A 23,395-nucleotide genomic window follows, 5' to 3' on the forward strand; every position below is an offset into this window, starting at 1 on the left:
GCGGGAGCAAACTTCATGATTATCGCATCTCACTGTTTTTATGTTCAGAGGTGTCGCACTTCGTACTTGAATCCAAGATGCGAAACAAATACTTAGTAGCGATTTCTCAGAATCATTGGGAAATGAAGTTGACGTTGATGAAGAAAAAGACGTTTGCCCTAAATGTGGTAGTAAAGATCTATTTGCATTTACAAAAGGTAAACGCCCAGCTTTCTTAGTTTTTATTTTACTGGGTTTTCCACTGTTTTTTTACAAGCATGGTTATAAGTGTAAGCAGTGTGGGGAGTTTAGTGAAAAACTTTAAATCTTCAGATAACAAGGCATTAAAGAGACAACTTGTACTCGTAGTATTTTTACGATGAGTTAGGTCGAGTGCCTATACAAGAAGTCAGAGTTACTGCTTGCTTACAAGCAAAGTATTATACGATAGTGAAGGAATAACATTGAATGAGTGAAATTAAAACAATAGAGCAGTTAAAAGAAATTTACGCAGAGCCAAGTGCGAGAGCTAAAAATAAAGCGCTGCCTGTGCTGGATGTTCATGCGATTACATTAATTAATAATTGCCATTTTGCAGTTCTAAGTACCGCTGATTCACAAGGGTATATCGATCTCTCTCCTAAAGGAGGGGAGCCTGGCTTCGTAAAAGTTTTAGATGAATCAACATTGTTGCTCCCTGATAGCTCGGGGAACAATCGTATCGATAGTCTAAAAAATATCATTAGTAACCCCAAGGTAGGGTTGTTATTGATGGTAAATGGTATTGATGAAGTGCTCCGTATTAAAGGAATCGCAAGTATTCACACCGACGCCAACTTGATATCTGCTTGCCCCGATGGAAGTAAAGATCCTAAGGTTGTTATCAAAATAGTCATAGAGAGTATGTACTTTCATTGTGCGAAAGCGGTGATGAGAGGGAAACTTTGGTCTGATGACTATAAAGTAAATCGCTCAATTCTCCCTTCATTAGCTCAAATCTTTAAAGATCAACAAAAGTTAGAAAGTAAAGCGCTTAATCAAGAAGAGATGTTGAAATATTACCAATCTAGCCTTTAGAACGAGCGTGGTAATATATTGAAAAGATAGAAAAATCAGGTTCGACCGTGCTCTGCGGAAGTATGGATTAGGTTTAGTGGGGATGTTACTGTCTCAATAATGTTAGTTCACCAATAAGCAATTGTTAGTCCAAATTTTAAAATGAAAAATGCAGAAAAATTTACTCTAGAAAATTACGTTTTGGCTAGTCCGGGAGTTAGGTGTGTTGGACAAATGATTGATCTTTTTGTCAGTTTTAGCATTTTTACTCTCGTTTTATGGGTCGGCTTAGAAATCGGTATTGAAAAAGAGCTTGTGCGCGCTACAGCAGTAACTGCGACTGTATCGTATTACCTTTTTTCTGATTGTTTACCAAATGGTCAAAGTGTGGGTAAAAAACTTTTGGGCATTGCAGTTATAAGTGCAAGAACGGGTAAAAAGTGCAATATTTTTCAGTCGCTCTTTCGAAATGTTATTACTCCATTCTTCGGTTTTATTGACTCAATTTTCATTCTTGGTAAAAAGAGGCAACGTCTCGGTGATAAGTTAGTGAGAACGGTGGTGGTAGTGCACTAAATTGATAGCGCTGAGGACTAGGGTTCAAGTCGGGCTTTGTTTTCGTGGTGGAACAGCCTCGCTTAGGAGGTAGCGTTACTCACATACTTAATGTAGCGTTGTAAGAAAATTGGTATTGGAGTCCAAGTTTTATGTCAGAAAAAGAGAAAATGTTAGCAGGTGAGCTTTATGACCCAAGTGATGAAGAGTTATTAAAGTTAAGGTTGAGCGCTAGGTTACTAACTGAAAAATTGAATGCCACGTCTGTTGAGCATAAACAAAAGCGAGTTCAAATAACCAAGCGCTTGTTCGGCACAACAGGTGACGATATTCATGTTGAATCTTCTTTCAATTGCGACTACGGATCCAACATTCACGTTGGAGATAATTTTTACGCTAATTTTGGTTGTGTGATTTTGGATGTTGCGGAAGTTAAGTTTGGTGATAACTGTTTACTTGGGCCTCAAGTTGGCATTTATACTGCGACTCATCCCTTAGATCCTATCGAGAGGAACAGTGGTTTAGAGCTAGCAAAGCCCATAAACATTGGTGACAATTGTTGGATAGGTGGCCATGCCGTAATCAACCCTGGCGTAACACTTGGGAACAACGTGGTGGTAGCCTCTGGCGCAGTCGTTACAAAGAGTTTTGGAGACAATGTCGTTGTTGGTGGCAACCCAGCCAGAGTACTGAAGGAAATCGTCACTAAGCGATAATAAAGTATATGGACTATTTTGAGCCTGAGTTTAGGATTTATGATCAACTCACCCCAAGCTTTGATGCGTTTAACGGTTACTTGTTGACGCACTTGAATGTCTAAAATTTGCTTCAATATAGAGTCGTTACACGTAGTGCTTTTACCGTGCGTTGAGCTTGTTTAAAAGTCTCATACGAAATCATTTGTATTACGTGTCTCACACTTTTATTGGATTTTCGTCACCAATAACAAACCAAAAGGCTGACCCCAAAATGTTAGTAACAAAGATTGAAACGGAACGATTAATTCTAAGAGAGCTAGTTGAAGATGATGCAAGCGAATTGTTTGACATCTTCTCAGACCATGAGGTCATGAAATATTGGAACTCTGGCCCTTGGGTTTCAATTGAAGAAGCGCGGACATTTATAGCCAAGAGTACACAGGCCATGAATAGCAATACAGAAGTGACACTAGGCATCTTCCTAAAGAGCAATGGCCAACTTCTGGGTAAGATAATGCTGTTTAATTACGTGAAAGAGTCTAGGCGCGCAGAAATTGGCTTTGGCGTTAGTCGTCATTTCTGGGGTAAAGGCATTGTATTAGAGGCGGGAACTGCATTAATCGAACACGCATTCAAAACACTGAATCTACGTCGAATCGAGACTGAGATAGATCCAGACAATGCTTCTTCAGGTAAAGTCTTGGAACGGTTAGGTTTTATAAAGGAAGGTTTCCTAAGGCAGCGTTGGGAAGTGAATGGAGTAGTCTCAGATTCAGCAATTTACGGGTTGTTAGCTAAACCCCTGGACAGCGTTTAGTACCCAGCCTTAAAAGCATCTAATAGATCTAGCCTGCTCGTACTCAATACACAGCCTTACACTTGACGGCGAGGTTTCTTGAATTGACTTGGTGGTCACTGAATGTACTATCAAGGATAGGACTTACTGCAAGGATAGCAGCATGAGCGAGAAATTATTTTGGGTTAATCCCTACCAAACAGAACTTAACTCAAGAGTGACCAATGTAGACGGAAATAAGGTTGAATTGGACCAGACTATCTTCTTTGCAGAGTCTGGAGGCCAAGAGAGTGATAAAGGAACGATTAATGGTATTCCGGTTTTGATTGCTCAAAAGTTAGGTGTTCGACTTATTTACACATTGGAATCCTCTCCAAATTTTACTCTTGGTGACATTGTAACTACGAGTATTGATTGGAAGCGTAGATACGCCTTAATGAAGCTACACTTTGCGGCTGAAGTGGTGCTCGAGATGTTTTATCTGCGTCGGGAAGGCATTGTTAAGATAGGCGCGCATATTTCTGAAAATAAGAGTCGCATAGATTTCGAGTGGTCTGAAAATATTGGTCCGTTATTGAAAGAAATTGAAACTGATGTTCAAGATTTGATTAACTCTGATTCAGTTATTATTAGTGACTTTTCCGATCAAGAGAGTGAAAGAAGGTATTGGAGAGTGGATGGGTTTGCGCAAGTACCTTGCGGTGGCACTCATTTAAAACGCACATCAGAAGTCGGCCAAATTCAATTAAAACGCAAGAACATCGGTAAAGGCAAAGAAAGGGTAGAGATAACCTTATGCTCGTAAGTCGATAGGGCATTAGAAATAGATTCCTAACACGTGGCATTTTAATTCATGGTGAGATTCACATTTGCGATATGATGGTTGAGATTGAGGGCGTGTTGGCTACTTCTTAACGAAAGGTTACAGGGGCGAGAGGATGATATGTCGAAAGTTACATTGAAAGGCTTTATTTTAGTTCCGGAAAAGGATCTAGAATTAGTAAAACATGCGTTAATAACTCACAAAAGGCTCACGTTAGAAGAGCCGGGCTGCCTTAGTTTTCTTGTGACTCAAAGCTCGACTAATCCGTTTCGTTTTGATGTCTATGAGGAGTTCGTCGACAAAGCCTCTTTTAAACAACATCAGGAAAGAGTTCAAGCCTCACATTGGGGAAAAGTAACAGCCAATGTTAAACGGCAATACGAAATCTTTGAATGTGTGCATGACTAATCGAATCGGAGTGATTTAGAGCGTTTACACTTTGCTTTTCATGTTGCTCTACGCTCTACTATGTTGCTTTATTCAGCTATTCACCTGGCTTAGTGTTCTTAATACTTTGCCGTATTAAATCTAGAAATTTTAATGGAAGTGTTATGTTTAGAGTTGTGTATGAATGGCGTGTGCCAAGTGAAAAAATGGATGAGTTTCAAAATATATGGCGTTCGACGACAGATTCAATTCATCAGTCAGTAGAAGGGGCGCTTGGTAGTTTTATGCTTCGTTCTTACGATGTACCGGAAAAGGTTTTAACTATTGCCAAGTGGCGAACACGTGAAGACTGGGAGCGGTTTTGGGGAACTAGTAACCCAGAAAAAATGAAGAAGATGAGTGAAATTGCAGAGCGTATTTCAGTTGAACCATTCGATGAAATTGAAGATAGAACTAAGTAGGGCAATAGAAACGTTAAAGTGATACCTAATGAACAGTTTGGCGGACAATATGAAAGACAACCTTAACCAAGGAATAGGGTTATGCAGATTTTAATTGTTGGAGGTAGTAAGGGGCTAGGAAGGTTTTTGGCTACGAACTTACAGGGTACAGAAATTTATACGATTTCTAGATCAAAGCTAGTTGAGGATGGAGTAGTTTCTGTTTGTATTGACGTTGATCCCGATAAAAAACCAGATTACACGTGCTTCAAAGGTGTAGAGTTTGACATCATCGTTTATTTGGCGTCGATGTGGGGAGAGTCTTCAGAATTGACAACAAGCGAACTGATTGAGTTTATGAATGTTGGCCCGATTGGGTATCTTAATTTAGTCAATGAGCTTAACGCTTTAGGTTCACTTAACGATAAATGCAATATTGTATCTATTGGCTCTACAGCAGAGCTTTCAGAAAGTAGTGAATACCCTGCATTCGCCCTCAGTAAAAGATTACTCAAAGATATTTCTAGCCAGCTGCAAAACGTTTATCGTGATTACCGCTTTACTCACTTTACAATAGGTGGGATCGGGCATGCTGAAGAGGAACGTATTGAGTATTCGAGTGTTTTGGAGATTATAAATATGCTAACCAAGCTTGATCCAAACACATACCTTTCAAATATGCATATAAAGTCCAAGCTAGGAATGTAGCTCTCAAGCTGTATTACGTACCTGTTTCTATGGTTTGGCATCATGTGCATTCTTTTTATTGAGCTATGGTTATAACTCCAATGAAAGGAGTTTACTTATGTCATACATTGATGGGTTTGTCGCTGCAGTACCGACAGCGAATAAAGAAAAGTATATCGCACACGCAAAAATAGCAGCAGAAATGTTCAGGGAGTTTGGGGCCTTAAAGGTTGTTGAGACGTGGGGGAGTGAAGTACCAGATGGTGAGATCACATCATTTCCCATGGCAGTTAACGCTGAAAGCAACGAAACCGTTGTGTTTTCGTGGGTAGTCTGGCCTTCAAAAGAAGTTCGGGACTCAGGGTGGCAGCGGATCATGGGTGATCCTCGAATGAGTCCAGATAATAACCCAATGCCCTTTGATGGAAAGCGTCTCATTTATGGCGGATTTGATGTTATTTTGGAGCAGTAAAATACCAAAGAATCTCAACTCGATTCGTGACACTTGGTGTTTTAATCAGTATTACGCTTCTGATGTACGTTCAATAGACTATTCTGCGATAAGTGTTGATAAAACTCCATTTGGAGGCTTAGAGTAAAAATGGAAGAGATAAATTATTCACTGATTGTCGTATCAGCTATCGCTGCCATCGCTAGCCCCGGACCTGCAACTCTTGCGATAGCAGGCACGTCAATGAACCACGGTCGGCGCTTTGGTGGGTATTTGGCTGCAGGTGTTTTAACGGGGTCTTTATTTTGGTCAACCTCAGCCGCTTTTGGTCTCGCAACCATACTCTATAGCAATGTTTGGCTTTTTGAAATTCTTAGATATTGTGGGGCATTTTATCTTTTATATTTGGCTTTAAAGTCTGTACATTCAGCCTGCAACATCGAGCAGCTAAAGTTACCCAAAACATACGTAACGACAAAGAAGGGTAACTACTTAACCGGAGTGTTAATTCACTTAACTAACCCAAAGGCTATTCTGTTTTTCGGTGCGCTTTATTCGATAGGGGTTCCTCCTAAGGCCAGTCCGTTGGAATTGTTGTCGGTCATTTTTGTTGTGGGGCTGGTTAGTGCTTTGGTTTTCTTTGGCTATGCTTTTCTTTTCGCGCATAAAAAGGTCAGACAAACCTATCTCAGATCCAAAGCAGTTTTTGAAGGCGTGTTCGCGTTATTTTTTGGTGTAGCAAGTATTAAGTTGCTGCTTAGTGAGGCAGGAAAATGAAGCACAAAAGGCTTGAAGAAATAAGAATAGATAATCTATCTGATTTGACGGTCTATTAAGTATACTAAGTAGCCGATTTGTTAACTTCCATAAGAGCTGCTGGCTAGAAAAAGCTTACAACCCAATGATGCTAAATATTATCATTCAAAGGGCTAACAAAGGCCCATAATTTAATTCGTATCACTGTTCATGATTGTGCTCTTCGCGCAGTGCTGTAGTTTAGTAACGTGTTGTTAATACGAAATATAACCAATTGAAACCTGGACGTTGCATTACTTGTAGTTCGATGAAATGTTATCCCGCAAGACGTTAATTTGGAGAAAAGAATGGATTCAAACTCACTATTATTATTTGTTGTCGCTTGTCTCGCTATCAACATGATTCCTGGACCTGATGTAATTTATATTGTTTCCAATACAATGAAAGGTAAATTATCTGCTGGGCTGAAAGCGGCTCTGGGACTTGGTGTTGGTTACTTTTTTCATACACTAGCGGCATGTTTAGGTTTGTCAGCAATAATTCTGAGTTCATCTTTGGCTTTTAGCGTTGTTAAATGGTTAGGGGCCGCTTACCTAGTTTATTTAGGTGTTCAGTCATTACTGTCTATGTGGCGTGGAGAAAATAAAATCGTTGAAAACAAAAATGTTGATAATAATAAAAATGTGTTTGTTCAGGGGGTTATCGTCAGCGTCTTGAATCCCAAAGTAGCGCTATTCTTTCTCTCGTTTCTGCCTCAATTTATTGATACGTCTGCAAGCTCAACATCAATGCAATTATTAGTACTTGGCTTGCTGTTCAGCGTACTTGCGACGACATGTAACGTTTTGTACGCATCTGTGGGTAATTGGGTATTTAGTCGTCCACACTCTCAGCGTTATTCAAGAACTCTTGAAGGTGTTTCAGGTATTCTACTTATCAGTCTAGCGAGTAAAGTGGTATTTAGTGATCGTTAGATACAGGGCATTTTATTCTCGTGATTATTATATGGCTAAGGTTTGCTCAACCTATACGCTAAATGAGTGTTATTGCATAGGTTGAATCACAAATTTCAAAAATACCAATAAGTGAACGTATTTATTTATAGTATGGTTGGCGCGATTTTATCGTAGCTAGGTTAATAACATGAAAAATAAAGTAATTCTGTGTTCCGCATTCCTTTTGGGTTTGTCAGGTTGTGCTTCTGTTCCTACTGTTGATTCGACAGTATCAAATCAAATGAAATCATTTGAAGCACCTCAAAAGGGGAACGCAGGGATTTACATTTATCGAGAAGACGCTTTTGTCGGAGCAGCACTTAAAAAGTATGTTTACGTCGATGGGGAATGTATTGGTGAAACCGCTCCTGGTGTGTTTTTCTACCATGAGGTCGAAGGCAATAAAGAACATCAAGTAAGTACAGAGTCTGAGTTTTCTGAAAATCACTTAACTATCTTAACGGAAGAGGGCCGTAATTATTTCGTTAATCAATACATTAAAATGGGTGTATTTGTTGGTGGTGCGGGCGTAGAACTCGTAGACGAAAGCAAAGGTAAAGCAGAAGTACTAAAAGTCGACATGGCAGAAAAAGGAAACTGTTCTTCGATCTAGTTTTACAAACAGACCGCTTTTTAGATTAAAAAACACATTATCAATGTAACCCAACGCTTGATGAGATCCATTCAGCGTTGGGTTTTGTATTTTTGGCAAACAGTATACCTATTTCAGACCGCATGATTTGCCACCTCCTAGCTTGAGCCCACTTATTGTTCAAAGAATCTACTTGTGAAACGTGAATTTTCGAGAGGATTTCGTAGGGAGCAATCCTACAAACGCGATTAACAGATATGCCATTCCATCATTAACCTTGTCGAGTGTATTGCTAAACTAGGTAGCGGTGTGTCTCCTCTCATTAAACAAATAATAGGTATATCAGTTTTAGCTTCTATGCCTTTACATCATGCACTCGGAGCGCAATTTAAAATCAAAGGGCTAACACCAATATTAGAGAAAAATCTTGAAAGTCACCTTACACCACTAACGAAACTCTCTGTTTCAAACATTACCTCAAATCGACTAACGCAGATGGTTAATAATGCGTTAAACCCTTATGGCTACTATCATTCCGAGCTCAATGTTCAGAGATCAGAGAATGATCTCATCACGCTTGAGGTTGACGCGGGGGAGGTGATGTTGGTCAAAACATCTAATCTTGCTGTGTCGGGAGAGGCCAGTAATGATCAAGATTTCATCGAACTAATTAATCAAGCTCAACTTAAACAAGGGCAGCCGTTGCTTCATTCTGAGTACGACACGCTAAAACGAAACTTGATTTCATTGGCTCAGCAAAAAGGTTATTTAGATGGACGTTTTATCGAATCGTCTTTGGAAGTCATTCCAAGTTTGAATCAAGCCCATGTGAATCTGCATTTCTCTAGTGGTTCTCGTTACCAATTTGGAGAGCTCTCTGTTCTTACGTCGGGTATCGAAACGGCTCGAATAGAAGCGATGAGAACATTTGAGTGGGGCGACGATTTTGACACTGTGAAATTGAGTCAATATCAGGCCGATCTCTCCAGTACTGATTGGTTTCGCAGTGTGATTGTGAAAGCGGATTTCGAGGAGGTATCCGATGGTCATAAGGTGCCGATAGAAGTGCTAGCAGAGCCGAATTCACGCAATATTGTGCAAGTCGGCGGTGGGTATTCGACAGACTTGGGGTTACGCGCTTCGCTGAATTGGAGCAAGCCTTGGTATAACGCACGTGGACACAGTTTTGAGGCACAAGCGTACGCTTCCAAACCGGAACAATCGCTATTACTTGGTTACAAAATTCCCACACAAAATGTTCTAACGGATTACTACGGGATTCAGTTTGAATCTAAGCATGTCGACTATCGAGACACATCGAGTTTTTCTAATGATTTATCGTTTGAAAAACACTGGCAGTTAGACAGTGATTGGCAAAGCACCATGCACGTTCGTTATTTGCAAGAGAGTTATCGACAAGCGTCGGAGAATAACGAATCACAGTTGTTATTACCGGGGGTGACATTTTCACTGCTTGATCGTAAGAACGATCAATTAGAAGTAAAGCACCGTCACGTCTACTCATTGGAATACTCAGACCCCAATTTTTTCTCGGATTCTCGTTTGCTACGTATTGAGGGCAATAGTGTTCTGTCTTGGGACATTAGTGAAAAACACAAGTTTCACTTTCGTTCTAATGTTGGCATTAATGTCGCTGACACTTTGAGCGATATTCCATCATCATTACGTTTCTTTGCGGGAGGTGATGGCAATCTTCGTGGTTATGGTTATGAGTCTATCTCTCCGAGAGATGAAAATGGCGATTTAACCGGTGCTCGTTACATGTTTACTGCTGGGCTGGAATATCAATATCAGGTCTACCGCCAATTGTGGCTTGGGGCATTTTATGATGTCGGTGATGCCTTCAACGATAGGGTGGATTGGAAAAGCGGTACAGGGTTGAGTTTGATATGGAGCTCAAAATACGTGCCCGTCAAAGTGGATTTTGCTTACGGTTTAGATGCTCCTCAAGGAGACCAATTCCGCGTTCACTTTTCGCTAGGCACGCAGTTTTAGCGGGCATTAAAAAGGCTCTCATCCTTGCAGATAGAGAGCCTTTTTAAGTCTTGATTGTTTAGAGTTCGAACTCACCATTCAGTTTCTTGAATATCCAGTTAGGCGCCTTATGCCATCCACCATAGTTTGGATTCTTAGTATGGATCTCATTCATTGATTGCCACTGAGTTTGGCCTTGTCTATCTCGAGATACTTGCCAAAACAGTTCATCTTGTTGTCGAGTTAAGTAGTGCATGACATGTTCTGCAAAAGCTTCGCTTTGGACCAACACACCAAATTCCACATTGAGGAAATCCGATCTTGGGTCGAAGTTTGATGAGCCGATATAAGTCAGCCGATCATCGAGTATCACCGTCTTGTTGTGATAATAAGTATCTGCATGGAAGTAATGGTCATCATTTTTCGCTTGGTTTTTGTACTCTAGTATATGAACGCCCTTATCCAACAAGGTTTGGCGATGCTCCTCGTAATAAGCCGGAATAAAGCCAGAATCATTAGAGGCAGACGAGTTCGTCATTAACGTGATGTCCGCTTTTTGCTCCATCAAGGTATCAATAAAGGCAAATTCACCATCACTCGGTACCACGTAAGGCGTTGATATCACTGCTTTGGATGCAGTGGTTATTTGTTGCCAAACTTGGTGTTCTGCACGTTTTCTAAAGTAGGGTTTGTTGTTTGCTAACTTGTTTAATGAGTCGAAAACGGGGGTGACTTGCGCAGCGATGAAGTCGGGACTGGTCAGTTGCTTAACTTGTTTTTCAACTTCCGCCAGAATGATGCTTTTGTCTTTCTCACCTTTATTAAGCGCTTCAGTAAACGCGGAATAGTTTGGGGTAACGTTAACGATGTTTTCTATCGGCGTAACATGCTCGCTGTCCCAAAGTTGTTGGTAGTTCTGGTCGAACGTTCGAATAATGCTGCCTTTGAACAAGACATCCATATCAAAGAAGTTGGCTTTGCGGCTGTAACCAAAATAGTCGTCGCCAATGTTACGTCCACCTAGAATCATCCATTGATGGTCAACGTTGAAGTACTTCTCGTGCAGACGATTGTCCAAACGTTGTTGATGAGTAGAGAAGTTGACGGCGCGACCAATCCAACCTGACTTACGTGAATCAAACGGATTGAATAAACGAATTTGAATGTTGTCGTGAGCGCTGAGATCAGCAAGCCATTTCTCGTTAAAAACCAATAGATCATCGAGAGTGAGTCGAATTTGCACGCCTCGATCTGCTGCTTGCTTGAGTTCATTGAGTAGCATCAAACCAAGCGCGTCACTCTCCCAAGAAAAATAAGTCATATCGATGCTTTGCTGAGCATTTCTAACCAGTTCAACGCGACGCGCAAAGGCTTCTGGAGCGGTAGGAATTAAGTAAACTTCGGCTTGATGCTGAGTAGTTTGCCAATTGGCTTCAAAATCCGGTTCAACTTGCGGGTAGGGCTGGGCACAGCCAACCAATAGTGCGCTGAAGATAAAGAGTAGCAGGGCACGAAGGGCGTTAGGAAACATGAGTAAACCTTCCTAATGATGTTCAAGGAATAAGGATGAAAAAAGCCAGTGAACTGGCTTTTAGGTATTTGGTAACGAGTTTTTAGTAACTGAAGATAACGTTACATGTGACTCAGAATCAGCCCAAGTTCCTCGAGACCGTTGAGGCGACCTTGGCGCAGTTTTGGATCGATGCCTGAGTGATGAGCATTGTCCCAATCTTGTGTGGATTGAATACCGCCATCGTTATCGATCAGCAATACTCGGTCAGTCGCGCTGTTGTATTGGAAGTCTTCAAATAAACGTTCGCTAAACCACATACGAGAGAGCTCGTTCATCATTGCTTTGTCTTTGCTACCCGGGCGAACACTTGAACCATCAAGCTTTAATGCCTTGTTAAACACAAATGGTAATTCCGATGCATTACAAGCGCCCACAATACAACTGATGCTCTTGAGTAAATCACCAACGTCAAGATCGCCATTTTCACCTTTGGTGTTGTAAGTCCATACGTTGAATCCGGGTTTGTAGTCAAAGTAGTAGAAGCTTGGCGTCGCTCCTGTTGCTTCTTCAGTTGAAACTTTATGACGGTTTGGACCCGTGAAGAGCAAATCATGCAACGTGGTTTTGAATTGCTGCATGTTTTTGGCCGCGCCATTCAGTTCGCTTTCATCGTTAGGGAAGAAGTCAGTCAGAGCAAGTAACTCCGTGGTTGAATCGGAGTTCCCCAAACCGAAGAACAACTTAGTCATCGCCTCATAAGCGGTGCTAGGTAGCAGTTCAAATAAGTCAGAAAGATCGAGTTCAATTGAAGCTGAATCGCTGAGTAATGAACGATATTCAGCACGTAAACGGTTTAAGTTCGTTTCCGATTCTAGCCACTCAACCATGTATTCGACGATTAAGGTTTCGTCACCACTTTCAATGATTTCTGGCGCTTCTTGGCCCAAGATTTCAATAATAGTTGGGATCAAAAATGTCAGGCTCGGCAGCATGCCCAGAGTATTGCTTTCTGCACTGTTTGAGCCAATTACCGTCGGTACGATCCATTCACTCTCAATCGCTTGTTCAGTAAAGTGATAGCCCGGTACTTCTTTCACTAGAAACGCTGGTGGGCGATGCTCGATGTAAGGCGAAAATGGCATCAACGTAGCTAATGGGCTGTTGTCGCGTGTTGGGCTTATAACCGGAATATTCGCGGCGGTCAGTACCCAGTTCTTAAGACGTTGAATAGGGTCAAGCATCTCGCTCTGTACCTTCATAACCTCTTCAAGTGGCAGTAACGCAAGATCTTCAACGCTTTGCTCTGGTCTTTGGCTCTTGGCAACATCGTAACTTTTATATTCAAAGCCGTAAGCGTTGCTTTGCATGATGGCACGTTGAAAGTGCTCACCTGCGATTGCAGCATCGCCTTTTGATTGCTGTAAAATTCCCACAGACATGGCACCCGCACCTTGACCCATGAGTGTCACGTTTTGCGGATTGCCGCCGAATGCCTCTATGTTTTGTTGAACCCATTCAAGCGCGTGTTTTTGATCGCCTAGGCCAAAGTTACCGCCCTCTGGGTTGTCCAAACCATCGACCCAAACACTGCCCAACAAGCCCAAGCGATAGTTAAAAGTAACTGCAATAAACGGGTTACCATCGTCAGCACCTTGTGCAACCACCATATCACCATGAATCAGCGGTTCTGAGCCCGCGCCGTATTCAAAGTCTCCACCGTGAATAAAGACATACACTGGCAAATCTGCGTACGCTTCTGTCCCGGTTGGTCGCCAAATGTTTAGGTTCAAACAATTTTCTGACTGCGTTTGAGTCGTGGTTTTTAATTGCGGACACGCATCACCGAACTGAGTCGCATCAATATCGCCTTCAAGTGGGGCTACAAGGCTGTGCTTAAAGCGGTCTGCTTGCGCAAATTGGATACCTTTGAACGCCTCTACCGCTGCCAGTTTTTCATCCGCATCAAGCGGTGTGATGACAAGGGACTCTTTGGTCGCTTGAATGGTTACATCGCCAATTTCCAAAGCGATTTGCTCTGGTGGTAAGGGTTGTAGTGGCTTCGGGCCGTTAGGAACGCTAGGTTTACCAGAGTCATCACTGCAAGCTGCTAAGGCAAGAGTGATGGTAATGGCTAAAGTTGAGCGATTGAGTAAAGTCATTGTTATGTCCAAAAGTCATTTGGTGCGTACACCGAAAATGTTAAACGGCATCTAACAAGCGACGTCCTGACGCTTTGGCATTAATCCGTGAATGGTTGGATGGCTTGTTGTATTGATGGCTCAAATGGTAGGACATCGGCGACAGTTTCAGTAATCGCCTTTGTAGGATGCAGTCCTACCATCGTCTAGGGGCGGGCTCTTTATGAGAGCTAGAAACGGTAACCAAGATTTAAGGTTACTGACTCTCGAGTTTCCCCTTTGTTATAGAGAAAGGTCAGGTTGTAGTTTTTGCCGATTTGCTTATTGAAACCAGTCAAAAACGCCCATTGATTAAGATCTACACCAATGTCGTAATCGAATTCGATATCACCACTTTTTACATGCCCGTCCATTCGAGCGTCCAGTCCTTGATATTCTGCTCCGACAAAGAACTGCGTGCGATAATCGACAAGTTGATAACCCAACATCGGCTGTACAGTAACAATACCATCGCCCCAATCATCTAAGCCCTTTAAGCGAGTTTGCGAATAGGTACCAGTGACAGAAGCAAAGAACTCTTTATAGCCAACCGAAAGGGTTGTACCTATACCACGAAGGTCATATTCCAAATGCAGCGGCACGTCTAAGCGTCCGCGACTACAAAGTGCAGATAAACCATCGCAAAACTTATCACCTAATCCTGGCAGTTTATCGTTCAGCTTATCTTTTATGTACTGGCCACCTTCACCCGTGTAGGCGGCATCAACATTGGCATCGACATTAACTTTTCCGATGTAACCAAATACATTCCAAAATGGCAGGATGTTTACATCGCCACGAAGCGTCATGCTCTCAGCACTCACGATGCCGACACTGTCTTCTGGATCAAACAGTTCATTAAGGCCGATGCCTTCAATCGTGAAATCATTAAATGGAATATTCATATCTTGATTTCGATACGCTAGCGACACACCAAACGGCAGAGGCAAATCGATACCTTGACGACGCACCATATCACCCATTAAAGGAAAAACTCGGTCTAGCTTAACACTGGCTTCTTGCATGCGTGGATCAGAGACCTCATTCAAGCGTTGTTCGTCTAGTACTTGCACGCCAAGCTTATCTTCATAAATCGCTACCGGTTTTACGCTACTCATCATTTCGAGTGGTTTATTTTTCTTTGAACCAACTATCTTGGTGTTTTTGCTGGCAATCGCAATTTTGCCTGATGTTAATTTCTGGAAGAGGATCTCTTGATCGTAAGAATCCACTTGGTAGTTGTGATGTGTGAACGGTTTATCGTTGGTAATGACCATACGTTTCGGTTCACCATTAACCAACTCAATATCAACGCTTAAAAAGCGAAAGTAGGCGATATCTTGAGGAAGACCGTATTTTGAGTAATTGAAGCTGATGATTACATTACCGTTCTGATCCTCTTTTGCTCTTACTGATGACGGATCAAAACTCTCCGCGTAGTTTCGAAGGCGGTATTCTGTTCGTGTGAAAGCTTCGATCTCATCAAGTACTTTTTCATTTTCATCGAGTTGTTCAGGGTTGTACTTGATACGCAGATCAATGTTGCCTTTGTTATCGGTGTTCTTAACCAAGTAGACGGACGAATCGCGAACGCTATCACCGATTTTAACACTTCGGTGGGCATGCTCGACCAAATGCTCGCCTTGAACTAGAGAGCTGATGGCCAGTTTTGGTAAATCATGACTGATACCGTATTTGTCGAACAGTGCTCGGCCTTGCTCGATTACTTCGTTGTAGGTCGTTGTCTCTTCAGCGGCGAAGCCAAAAGTGGGGGTAGTAAGCATTAGTGCGCTCGCGAGCACAGTAAGAGAAGACGTCTTGCCGGCGCGTAATTCAAAAAAACTCATGACAGTTTCCACTCTGAATAGTCTCAAACCTTCGAGACTCAGACAGTTAATGTGTCACTGAACTTCTTGTTCAGTTAGATAGATATGTTTGCTGTGATTGACGTTGTGAATGCATGGTTTCCGATTGCATTTTGTAAATCAATGAGAGGATTTTATGGTGGGTAGAGAAATCCCGTTAATCGCTTTTGATGGATACTATCCTCGCTTTATGGGTTACGGAGGAATAATGGCTAGCTCACAAACAAACAGCCCCGCAGAGCAGAAGCAATGCAGGGCTTTAGTTTCAAGAACGGAGGTGACGCTTAGACCGTAACGCGAACACGAAACAGATCAGTAAACAACTTGGCAATCATCAAAATAATCATAATGTTTACCAGCATCAGCAAGGGCGTTTCAATTCGATACGCTGGGGTTAAATTGAGCGCTCCTGATGTCAAGACAACCAATAAGTTAATACCTAGAATTCTGTGTACCATCAGCTTTGGTGTGGAAAATACCTTCCAAATCACGATGATGTTGATGAAGTAGAATAGCCCAAGCTGCCAAAGCTCGGTCATCATTGGCATTAGGAAAATGTATTGCAATAGAATCACCGTGCCAGTGCCTATCACACCAAAAAATGCATCTTTAATAATGCTTGGTGGCATAGTAGGAACGATTGAAGAGAACACGCCTGCTAGCATCGGAAAAATGAAACCTCCGGGCACAGGAAGATAAATCCAGATCAACAGCGACGTCACGAACATGGAGACACCTTGCAGTACCTTTCTGCCGTCTTCATTCAAATGCTGGATGAAGGTCCGATGCTCGTGATGCCAAACCGTGTTTTTCTCTCTTTGCATGACATAAGCAACGTGACCAATGAGCGAAGTACTTGGATTTTTAATATCAAAGCTTTGAAGTTGCTGCGTTAGCGTTGGCCAATCGATGTCACGACTTTGCGATTTATCTGCTTGTTCTAGCAATCGGTCTTGGATTTGTGCCATCTCATTTAAACGCGCACGCCATAGCTGACGATGTTCTTTCAAGTGGTAGCTGCCAGTAAGTGGTAAACCGACCAGTTGGAACAACTTTTCTATGTTGGCGCTGTTGGTCTCAAGAGCTTCAATATCTATATCATTGGGCGATTTCATAGCGTTAAGCATCGCCTCTCTGCTGGTCTCAAAACGTTGAATGAAGTTTTGTTCTGTACTGACTGGCCAGACTAATCGGTACACAACAGAAAACGTGATCACACCAAGAATCGTCTCTTGCATGCGAAGAACAGCGAAGTGGAACGTTGCTTGACTATCAAATCCTCCCATACATGCGATGATGGAGCACACAGCAAAACCGATAGAGAACACATAACCATACTTTTCGTCGCTCGACATAAAAATGCACGCACCTAAAAACAAGGTGAAGAAGGTGAGAAACAAAAAGCGATCTTGAGAAAACTTCGTGATGAGGAAAAAGGCATAACCGATGCCAAGGAGGGTTCCTAATAAGCGATTATGACCTTTGTTTATTGAGTGAGCGAAGCTTTCATTTAATGCCATTACCGCGACTGCGATCGCTGCCCAATACGGTTTCTCCCATTGAAACCATAAGGCAAGGCAGATCGCGATAACGATAGACAGCGCAGCTTTGATCGCTTCTTTGGTTGAGGCATTAAACATACATTCCACCGCATTATTGTTTGATGATTTTGATAGAGGCCGTCATACCAACACGTAGTTGAAAATCTTTCGGTAAGTGATCTAATTTCACTTTAATTGGAATGCGTTGAGCTAAGCGTATCCACTGAAAGTTAGGGTTCACATTGGGCAAAAGATCGTTACCAGTACTACCATCTTGCTTCGCAATGCCGTAGCCAATGCTTTTGATTTTTCCTTCCAGCACAGCTTCATTGTGCATCATTAAGGTCACGTAGGCTTTATCTTGTGGATCAACGCCAACTAAATCCGTTTCTTTGAAATATCCTTCGATCCAAAAGCTGTCTTCATCAATCAAAGCCACGACTGGGGAGTTAGCGACGACTTGAGAGCCGACGCGTAAGTTCAAATTAGTTATATAACCATTCGTTGGCGCATGAACTTTTGTGTAATCAAGGTTTAGCTTGGCTTCTTCAACATTGGCTTTCGCGAGCTCTACGTTGGCAACGGCTGTCTCCACCGCATTGTCTAGGTTATTCAATGTCAGTACAGGTACAGCGCCAGGTGTGCGCTTTTCTAACTTAAGTGCTCGCTGCTCTTCATTTTTGGCCTTTGCTAGTAATGCAATGGCTTGCTTTTGAGCTGCTAGCGCTTTGTGGTACGCCGCTTTATAGATGCTTGGGTCAATCTCAAACAGCAAATCGCCTTGTTTCACTTGCGAATTGTCTTCGACGTAGACTTGGATGATTTGTCCTGTTACGCGGGGGGTTATAGAAACGATGTGCGCGCTAACTTGGCCATCTCTAGTCCAAGGGTTGTCAGAGTATGATTGGTAGTAGCTGAAAATCACGGTGCCAGCTGAACACAGTAGTAGCAGTGTGATGAGATAACGTTTTATCACGGAATTTGCCTCAAAATATGGTAATGAATCGACCAATAACGCCAGTAAAAATCACAATTAGGCTTAGCTCAGCGAGCGCAGGAAATGCAACGTATTTGTGGAGTCCCAGTTTTGTTGCAACGGTTCCAACCAAAATGGTGAGCATGTAAGCCAATGCAATAACCAGCAACAAGGGAGGGAAGTAAACTTCGCCCCACACAAGTTCATGTGGCATTGAGTTCATGGTGTTTTTCTCTATTAACTTGATGAATGTAAAGATAAGGCAAGTGATGGCATCAGTGATAATCGCTTTTGTAGGATCTAATCCATCAAGAGAAAGGTGTCATGCGCTATATAGAGGGAATAGCGCAACAAAGTAGCTTTTTGGACAGTGAACATAAAAATAAATTTATTTTCCAATTTATTTGATGCTCATTTAAGACCACTAAGTTATTAAATTTTCGACAATTATTGTTCAATGTTTGCGTTTGAATATGCGAAGTGATGGTTTCATCCTTCAAATGGGATTACGAGTTGTGAGGTTTTGTTTCTAATATTCGCTTCGAAGCAAACGAGATGCTTTTTAAATTAAATAATCCAACAAATATGAGTGAAAGATTATTCGTTAGATTATTTGAGTTTTATATTTATTAGTAAGAGTAAAATTGTCATGGAAATTATTTCTAACCTTTTTGACATGGCACCATTTGTTGCTCTCTTTATTACGCTCTCTCTCGGTTATATGGTTGGTAAAATTACCATTGGTCGATTTGTTCTTGGCGGTGTTGCCGGAACATTATTAATGGGTGTGATTATTGGGCAATTTGGTGTTCATATTGATCCCGGCGTAAAAAGCATTTTCTTTGCGCTCTTTATTTACGCAGTAGGGTATCAAGGTGGTGCGCAGTTCTTCAAAGCACTGAACTTTAGAACCATCAACATTCTACTTTCCGCTGTAGTGATGACGGTGTCTGGCCTGCTTTGTGTACTAGCAGCAGCTTGGATGTTCGATCTAGACAGAGGTACGGCAGCAGGCCTTGCAGCTGGTGGTTTGACTCAATCGGCAATCATAGGTACAGCGGGTGATGCGATCGCACGTCTTGGTGGTGTGACAGAAGAAGCGAAGCACCTAATGCAGACCAACGTCGCAGTAGGCTACGCGGTTACGTACATCTTTGGTTCGCTTGGTCCAATTCTGATGGTGACATGGGTATTCCCAACACTGATGAAGTGGGATATCCGAGCAGAAGCGATTGCGCTAGAAGAGAAAAATTCAAATGGTAAGCGTGATTTAGCGCCGGGTGAGTTCAACGCAGTAACCGCGCTGGTTACACGAGCATTTAAAGTGAGCAAAGATGGCGGGCTAGCAGGCAAAACCCTAGCTCAGTTAAACCAACACGCTCTAGCTGCTTGTATTGAATTGATTCAACGTGATGGCAAAGTGTTAGAAGTGGACAAATTCACAGCACTGAAAGAAGGGGATGTCATTGTTGTAACAGGTCGTCGTAATGCGGTACATCAGTTGCAAGATGGTTTGGCTGACAACGAGATTGCACTTCCAGAAGGCTATGAAGTTATTGAAGAAAACCGTCAACTGATCGCAGACAACCGCAAACTGATTGGTAAGTCGCTGCAAGAGATCAAAGAGGCTTCGAACCAAGGTTCAATGCGCGGCATTTATGTGACGGATTACATTCGTGAAGGCAGCTCTATCGAAATGACGCCGGACCTTGTGGTGAAGAAAAACGACGTCATCCAGCTTACAGGTACAGCAAAAGACATTAATCGCGTTGAGAAAAACATCGGTCAACGCATGGGCTCTGCAACCATGACGGATTTCATTGTGCTTGGTATGGGTATGGTGCTTGGTCTATTGATTGGTCTTATCAGCTTTAAGATTGCAGGTATTCCCGTCACCATCGGTTCTGGTGCAGGTTGTTTGATCTCAGGTTTGATCGTCGGTTGGTTGCGTAGCCGCAATCCCCACGTTGCTCAGTTCCCAGAAGGGGCGGCGAACTTCATTCGAGATTTCGGTTTGGCAGCATTTGTGGGCATTGTTGGCCTAGAGGCAGGCCCTCAAGCGGTCGACACCATCAAAGAACACGGTATGTCTCTGTTGTTCCTTGGCATGGGTGTAACGATTATCCCTCAGATTATTTCGTTCTTCTTCTCATATTTTGTATTGAAGATTAAGAATCCAGTTGAAGCACTTGGCTGTGTTACAGGTGGACGAAGTGCGAACCCAGCATTCGCGGCTTTAATGGAAAAAACAGGTAACGCAACGCCAGTATTCTCATTCACCGTGACTTATGCTGTCGCCAATGTACTGCTCACCCTATGGGGTCCAATTATTGTCGGCATTATTACTTTAAACGCAGGCATGTAATTTAAATAAATTCGAACACTCTTATCGCCTAATTAAATAGGCGGTAGGGGAAGTATTATCCAAATTTCACTAAATAATAAATTCAGGTAAATATTATGACTACGCAAAATACAACAATTGATTTTTCTAAATTTGCAGATTTAAGCCCATTTGAATTAAAAGATAAACTTATTGAAGTGGCACAAACTGTTCCTGACCGCGCTTTATTAGATGCAGGTCGTGGTAACCCTAATTTTCTAGCGACACTACCGCGTAAAGCGTTCATTCGTTTGGGTGAGTTCGCAATATTGGAAGCCGAGCGCACTTATTCATTCCTAGATGGTGGTTTCGGTGGCATTCCAGATGGTGTGGGCATTGTTGAGCGCTTCGATACGTTTGCAAGCAAGAATAAACAAGACCAAGGCGTACATTTCTTGGAAAAGTCGCTGAGCTACGCAAAAGACCGTTTGGGTCTAGAGAAACAGGCATTTTTGAATGAGCTGGTTAACGCATACCTTGCATGTAACTACCCAGTGCCACCACGTATGTTGACGAACATCGAAACCGTTGTGAAGCAGTACATCGCAGAAGAGATGTACGGCCCGATGCCAATGACAACAGACTTCGATCTGTTTGCAACTGAAGGCGGTACAGCGTCTATGACGTACACCTTCCAAACTATGTTCAACAACGGTCTATTAAAGAAAGGTGACAAGGTTGCGCTAATCACTCCAATCTTTACGCCGTACCTAGAGATCCCAGAGCTTAGTGAATACGAACTGGAAATCGTTGAGCTACGTCTGGATGAGACAACATGGCAACTGCCGATGGCTGAAATCGAAAAGCTTGCAGATACAGACATCAAACTGCTTTGTGTCGTGAACCCAGCAAACCCAGCGTCTGTGAAGTTCTCGGATGAGACTCTGGATAACCTATCAAATTTTGTGAACAACGAACGTAGCGACTTGTTCATTGTGACTGACGATGTATACGGCACATTTGCGGACGACTTTGTCTCACTGTTCGCGAAACTGCCATACAACACGCTTTGTGTTTACTCGTTCTCTAAGTACTTCGGTGCAACAGGCTGGCGTTTAGGCTCGATTGCGATTCAACACAACAACGTGTTTGACGATGCAATGCGCTGCCTTCCTGAAGCGCGTCAACTTGAGTTAGACGACCGTTACAAAACGCTGACTCCGGAACCACGTGAGATCAAGTTTATTGACCGTATCGTTGCAGATAGCCGCAGCGTAGCGCTTAACCACACAGCAGGTTTGTCTCTTCCTCAACAAGTTCAAATGGCGTTGTTCTCATTGAACTGCTTGATGGACTCAGAACAAAACTACAAAGAAGCATGTAAACGCATCATCCGCGAGCGTTACAAAACTCTGTACAAAAACATGGGTGTAGAAATTGAAGAAAACAAAGATCGTGTGGACTACTACACGCTGCTTGAGCTCGACACTTTGGGCGGCAAATTGTACGGACCAGCCTTCGTTGAATGGTTCAAAGCGAGCGAGAAGGGCAAAGACTTCCTGTTCCGTCTTGCACATGAAACCGGCGTTATCCTACTTCCAGGCCAAGGCTTCGATGTAGTACACGCATCAGTTCGAGTTTCGTTAGCAAACCTTACTCATCACGAATACGAGCTTATCGGTCGTGCAACGCGCAAAGTGTTGGATGAGTACTTCGCTGAGTTCCAAGGCTAATTAATCCAGCCTGATTAAGAATAAGCCTCGGCGTTGTCGAGGCTATTCCGACCAAATAAGCACAGTGCGCGATATTGTGTTTATTTAGTCGCCAAGCTAACAAACTTCTCAATTAAGAGTGACTTATGAAAAGCATTATTTCTATTCAATCTCATGTGGTTTATGGCCACGCAGGAAACAGTTCTGCCGTCTTCCCGATGCAGAGAATGGGCCTCGAAGTCTGGCCAATTCACACGGTTCAGTTTTCAAATCACACTCAGTACCAGCAAGGTTGGACTGGACAGAAGTTTGGGGCAGATGAAATTCATTCTCTAATGAGAGGCTTAGATAACATCGAGAAGTTAGGCGAATGTGGCGCGATACTGTCCGGTTATCAAGGCAGCGCAGAGCAATGTCGAGCGGTGGCCGAAGCGGTAAGTTTAGTCAAATCGCGTAACCATAGTGCACTGTATGTGTGTGACCCAGTTATGGGTGATCCAGACAAAGGTTGCATTGTGGCAGACGGTGTCAAAGAAGCGATAAGCCATAGCTTGTTGCCCATCGCTGATGTGATTGTTCCTAACCAGTTTGAACTGAGCGAGTTAACAGGTGTGAAAATTAACTCTCTTTATGATGCGGTCACTGCATGTAAAAAAGCCTTAGAGTTAGGACCGAAAATGGTATTGGTGAAACACCTGCATGCACTAACAGATGACGCCTTCAGTATGATTTTAGCGACGCCGAAAGCAAGCTATTTGGCCCAACGACCTAGTGTTGAATTTGCTATGCAGCCAGTCGGAGTCGGTGATTTAATTTCTGCTATTTTTACCTCTTGTTTGGTGAAGAAGATGTCTCCTGTCGCAGCCTTTCGTCATACACATAACGCCGTTTACGGTGTATTGGAGATCACAAAAGGCTATGGCACATGGGAGCTACAGACGATCAATGCCCAATACGAATTTGTCGAACCGACGCATGAGTTCAACGTCGTGAAAATTGCTTAGCGCAGTACCTAATTAACGGAGAAGCGTAAAGTTAGCATATAGAAACTTGGCATAATTGCTTTGATGGATAGCAT

The 23,395-nt window shown here is 42.6% G+C and carries 22 protein-coding genes and 1 pseudogene; 17 read left to right on the forward strand and 6 right to left on the reverse strand.

The genetic code is table 11. The features are described 5' to 3' along the window. Nucleotides 1-73: 73 nt before the first annotated feature. From R8N49_RS13135 to R8N49_RS13200, 14 genes and pseudogenes are all read left to right on the forward strand, one after another. Nucleotides 74-304: pseudogene (locus tag R8N49_RS13135) on the forward strand (DUF2007 domain-containing protein); the annotation flags it as partial. A 143-nt stretch (nucleotides 305-447) separates the two neighbouring features. Then, nucleotides 448-1,056: a pyridoxamine 5'-phosphate oxidase family protein gene (locus tag R8N49_RS13140; RefSeq protein WP_005389306.1), complete on the forward strand. Its 609-nt coding sequence runs from the start codon at nucleotides 448-450 to the stop codon at nucleotides 1,054-1,056. A gap of 141 nt (nucleotides 1,057-1,197) precedes the next feature. Beyond that, nucleotides 1,198-1,611, forward strand: a complete 414-nt coding sequence (locus tag R8N49_RS13145; protein ID WP_031778951.1) for an RDD family protein — start codon at nucleotides 1,198-1,200, stop codon at nucleotides 1,609-1,611. Between the two features lie 131 nt (nucleotides 1,612-1,742). Next, nucleotides 1,743-2,306: a sugar O-acetyltransferase gene (locus tag R8N49_RS13150; protein WP_005389307.1), complete on the forward strand. Its 564-nt coding sequence runs from the start codon at nucleotides 1,743-1,745 to the stop codon at nucleotides 2,304-2,306. Nucleotides 2,307-2,559: 253 nt separating this feature from the next. Further along, nucleotides 2,560-3,105, forward strand: coding sequence for a GNAT family N-acetyltransferase (locus R8N49_RS13155; protein ID WP_186584958.1), 546 nt, complete (start codon nucleotides 2,560-2,562; stop codon nucleotides 3,103-3,105). Nucleotides 3,106-3,247: 142 nt separating this feature from the next. After that, the gene (locus R8N49_RS13160) at nucleotides 3,248-3,889 is read left to right on the forward strand and encodes an alanyl-tRNA editing protein (RefSeq protein WP_258489660.1); all 642 of its coding nucleotides are present in this window, start codon (nucleotides 3,248-3,250) and stop codon (nucleotides 3,887-3,889) included. A gap of 138 nt (nucleotides 3,890-4,027) precedes the next feature. Next, the gene (locus R8N49_RS13165) at nucleotides 4,028-4,315 is read left to right on the forward strand and encodes a putative quinol monooxygenase (RefSeq protein WP_053306982.1); all 288 of its coding nucleotides are present in this window, start codon (nucleotides 4,028-4,030) and stop codon (nucleotides 4,313-4,315) included. A 143-nt stretch (nucleotides 4,316-4,458) separates the two neighbouring features. Further along, nucleotides 4,459-4,755, forward strand: coding sequence for an antibiotic biosynthesis monooxygenase family protein (locus tag R8N49_RS13170; RefSeq protein ID WP_033907479.1), 297 nt, complete (start codon nucleotides 4,459-4,461; stop codon nucleotides 4,753-4,755). 81 nt (nucleotides 4,756-4,836) lie between these two features. After that, nucleotides 4,837-5,442, forward strand: coding sequence for a hypothetical protein (locus R8N49_RS13175; protein ID WP_186584962.1), 606 nt, complete (start codon nucleotides 4,837-4,839; stop codon nucleotides 5,440-5,442). A 97-nt stretch (nucleotides 5,443-5,539) separates the two neighbouring features. Beyond that, the gene (locus R8N49_RS13180) at nucleotides 5,540-5,893 is read left to right on the forward strand and encodes a DUF1428 domain-containing protein (RefSeq protein WP_017821465.1); all 354 of its coding nucleotides are present in this window, start codon (nucleotides 5,540-5,542) and stop codon (nucleotides 5,891-5,893) included. Between the two features lie 129 nt (nucleotides 5,894-6,022). Continuing rightward, on the forward strand, nucleotides 6,023-6,649 hold the full coding sequence (locus R8N49_RS13185; protein WP_042523838.1) for a LysE family translocator: 627 nt from the start codon (nucleotides 6,023-6,025) through the stop codon (nucleotides 6,647-6,649). Nucleotides 6,650-6,975: 326 nt separating this feature from the next. After that, a complete protein-coding gene (locus R8N49_RS13190; protein ID WP_186584964.1) occupies nucleotides 6,976-7,602 on the forward strand; it encodes a LysE family translocator in 627 nt (208 codons plus the stop codon). Nucleotides 7,603-7,771: 169 nt separating this feature from the next. Then, nucleotides 7,772-8,236: a DUF2846 domain-containing protein gene (locus R8N49_RS13195; RefSeq protein WP_005377099.1), complete on the forward strand. Its 465-nt coding sequence runs from the start codon at nucleotides 7,772-7,774 to the stop codon at nucleotides 8,234-8,236. A gap of 336 nt (nucleotides 8,237-8,572) precedes the next feature. Then, entirely contained in the window at nucleotides 8,573-10,231 is a 1,659-nt protein-coding gene (locus R8N49_RS13200; RefSeq protein ID WP_250157698.1) for an autotransporter assembly complex protein TamA, read from the forward strand. A gap of 58 nt (nucleotides 10,232-10,289) precedes the next feature. Here R8N49_RS13200 and R8N49_RS13205 read toward each other — a convergent pair whose 3' ends face one another. The 6 genes from R8N49_RS13205 to R8N49_RS13230 form a co-directional block, all read right to left on the reverse strand. Continuing rightward, complete coding sequence (locus tag R8N49_RS13205) at nucleotides 10,290-11,741, reverse strand: phospholipase D family protein (RefSeq protein ID WP_130546142.1); 1,452 nt, start codon at nucleotides 11,739-11,741, stop codon at nucleotides 10,290-10,292. 101 nt (nucleotides 11,742-11,842) lie between these two features. Then, complete coding sequence (locus R8N49_RS13210; RefSeq protein ID WP_318190000.1) at nucleotides 11,843-13,882, reverse strand: carboxylesterase family protein; 2,040 nt, start codon at nucleotides 13,880-13,882, stop codon at nucleotides 11,843-11,845. Nucleotides 13,883-14,091: 209 nt separating this feature from the next. After that, nucleotides 14,092-15,747, reverse strand: coding sequence for a hypothetical protein (locus R8N49_RS13215; protein ID WP_186584970.1), 1,656 nt, complete (start codon nucleotides 15,745-15,747; stop codon nucleotides 14,092-14,094). A gap of 302 nt (nucleotides 15,748-16,049) precedes the next feature. Continuing rightward, nucleotides 16,050-17,405, reverse strand: a complete 1,356-nt coding sequence (locus tag R8N49_RS13220; protein WP_186584972.1) for an FUSC family protein — start codon at nucleotides 17,403-17,405, stop codon at nucleotides 16,050-16,052. Between the two features lie 13 nt (nucleotides 17,406-17,418). Further along, nucleotides 17,419-18,282, reverse strand: a complete 864-nt coding sequence (locus R8N49_RS13225; protein WP_186584974.1) for an HlyD family secretion protein — start codon at nucleotides 18,280-18,282, stop codon at nucleotides 17,419-17,421. A 10-nt stretch (nucleotides 18,283-18,292) separates the two neighbouring features. Next, the gene (locus tag R8N49_RS13230; protein ID WP_005377106.1) at nucleotides 18,293-18,505 is read right to left on the reverse strand and encodes a DUF1656 domain-containing protein; all 213 of its coding nucleotides are present in this window, start codon (nucleotides 18,503-18,505) and stop codon (nucleotides 18,293-18,295) included. Nucleotides 18,506-18,931: 426 nt separating this feature from the next. Between R8N49_RS13230 and aspT the strand changes: the two genes are divergently transcribed. From aspT to pdxY, 3 genes are all read left to right on the forward strand, one after another. Beyond that, nucleotides 18,932-20,647: an aspartate-alanine antiporter gene (gene aspT / locus R8N49_RS13235; RefSeq protein ID WP_186584976.1), complete on the forward strand. Its 1,716-nt coding sequence runs from the start codon at nucleotides 18,932-18,934 to the stop codon at nucleotides 20,645-20,647. 95 nt (nucleotides 20,648-20,742) lie between these two features. Continuing rightward, nucleotides 20,743-22,338: a bifunctional aspartate transaminase/aspartate 4-decarboxylase gene (locus tag R8N49_RS13240; RefSeq protein ID WP_186584977.1), complete on the forward strand. Its 1,596-nt coding sequence runs from the start codon at nucleotides 20,743-20,745 to the stop codon at nucleotides 22,336-22,338. A gap of 125 nt (nucleotides 22,339-22,463) precedes the next feature. Then, nucleotides 22,464-23,321: a pyridoxal kinase PdxY gene (pdxY, locus tag R8N49_RS13245; RefSeq protein ID WP_033906186.1), complete on the forward strand. Its 858-nt coding sequence runs from the start codon at nucleotides 22,464-22,466 to the stop codon at nucleotides 23,319-23,321. The last annotated feature ends 74 nt before the right edge of the window (nucleotides 23,322-23,395 follow it).

The organism is Vibrio sp. 1978 (genome assembly GCF_033344345.1).